Origin of the sequence: Mycobacterium sp. ACS4331 (genome assembly GCF_001667265.1) — a bacterium.
Lineage (GTDB): Bacteria > Actinomycetota > Actinomycetes > Mycobacteriales > Mycobacteriaceae > Mycobacterium.
Genome location: NZ_LZHW01000089.1, coordinates 1 through 1,428 on the forward strand (window position 1 = coordinate 1; position 1,428 = coordinate 1,428).

The following is a 1,428-nucleotide window of genomic DNA, read 5'->3' on the forward strand; positions in this document are numbered from 1 at the left end:
TGATTGGGGTGGCGTCGGGGAGGGCGGTTGGGGGAGTTCCAGCTCCGATTAACGTGTCCGTCGTAATGCGCTTTGGCGCCGTTGGTTCGAACGGTGCCGCCGTTGGATTTTGGTGCGCTTGCACCTGCGGGGTGTCGACGGAGTTGACGTCCAGGCCCACTCCTGTAGTTGGCGGGGTGGGTTCAGCCTTGCTTGAAATCAGGTCTACAGTCCGAGCGTTCGGAGCGGTGTTCGTGTATTCGGTCAAATCGCCAGTGGAATTCTTGAGTGTCTGCTCTACGTATGACCGAATATTCTCTTGCGTGAGCTGCTGTGGTTTGCCGATATCGATACCGTGGGCTAACGCAAATTCCGTAGGTGTTCGCCCGTCCCCCTGGGCGAGTAGGACCTCACTTAGCGCCTGTGTGATAGCCGAACTGCGTTGGGCCGCCTTATGGGAAGCATAAGTCGAGTATTTTTCTATGGCAGCGCCGATTTCAGTGACCTTCTGAGGAAGTGGACGCTTAGACTGCGCGATTGCGTTGATTTCTTTGTCGGCGTCAGCGGCGATCTGCCTCAGGTCGGACCGGAGACCCTGTAGAGCTTCTGCGCTCGCAGCGTACGAAGTCTTTTTCACGCCGTTCTTTTGCGAAACCGCATTCGCCGTCATCATTCCAGTCTGGAAGGCCTGGGAGGTGGCGTCGGCAGTGACGCCGCTCAAGGGCGTCAACACCTGACTGTTGGTCGTTTGGAGTACGCCTCCATAATCCCGTAAGAGAGACTCCAATAGGCCTCTGTTGCGTGACGCACTGACCGCCGCAGCTACGGACGCCTCGCTTGGCCAGTGGGGCCCCACAATTGGTGCTGCCCACGGACCGCCCGGGACGTCGGTCATTCGCATTCCCGCTTTACTGCGTCCTCGGCTTCCCGAATGTCCGCCTTGATTCCCTCGATTTCGCCTGCGGGAGCGCCAGCGAGCTGAGCAAGGATCGCGTGCTCATAGCCTGTCGCGAGCTTTTCAGTCGACCTAGCCAATTCACCATCTGCAGCGGCGTGTCGATTGAGTGCATCATGCAAGTAGTTGCCCGACGCCAGAAATGCCACCTTCATCTGTAACGCGAGGATCTGTGACACTGTGGGATCTTCGCTGGTCTGGTAACCCGCGGTGATTAGCGACCTGTACACCGTGTCCCACGCTTCGCACACGGCCTCCGTGGCATCGGCGATCTCCTGCTCGCTGAACTGAGCCGCAGTCGACTCTTCCTGGGCCGGAGCGGGCCGGAACCACGAGGCGATAGCCACAGCCAGTGCGGCCACCGCAAGCAGCGACACCAGAATCAGCGGAAGCCGGGACGGGCGACGTGCGGGAGGAGGTCCTTGGGGAGGCCAGGGTGGCGGCGCTGTGGGACCGCTGGCGGCGTGGGTCGTACCTGTGTGGGGTTGGGGAGT

At 60.4% G+C, this 1,428-nt stretch carries 2 protein-coding genes; both read right to left on the bottom strand.

Annotated features, from left to right (window positions below; translation table 11 throughout):
• On the bottom strand, positions 1–649 hold a 649-nt coding region (locus A5727_RS27625; RefSeq protein WP_157521491.1), incomplete at its 3' end, for a hypothetical protein.
• 221 nt (positions 650–870) lie between these two features.
• Positions 871–1,311, bottom strand: a complete 441-nt coding sequence (locus tag A5727_RS20980; protein ID WP_068254425.1) for a hypothetical protein — start codon at positions 1,309–1,311, stop codon at positions 871–873.
• Positions 1,312–1,428 lie beyond the last annotated feature (117 nt).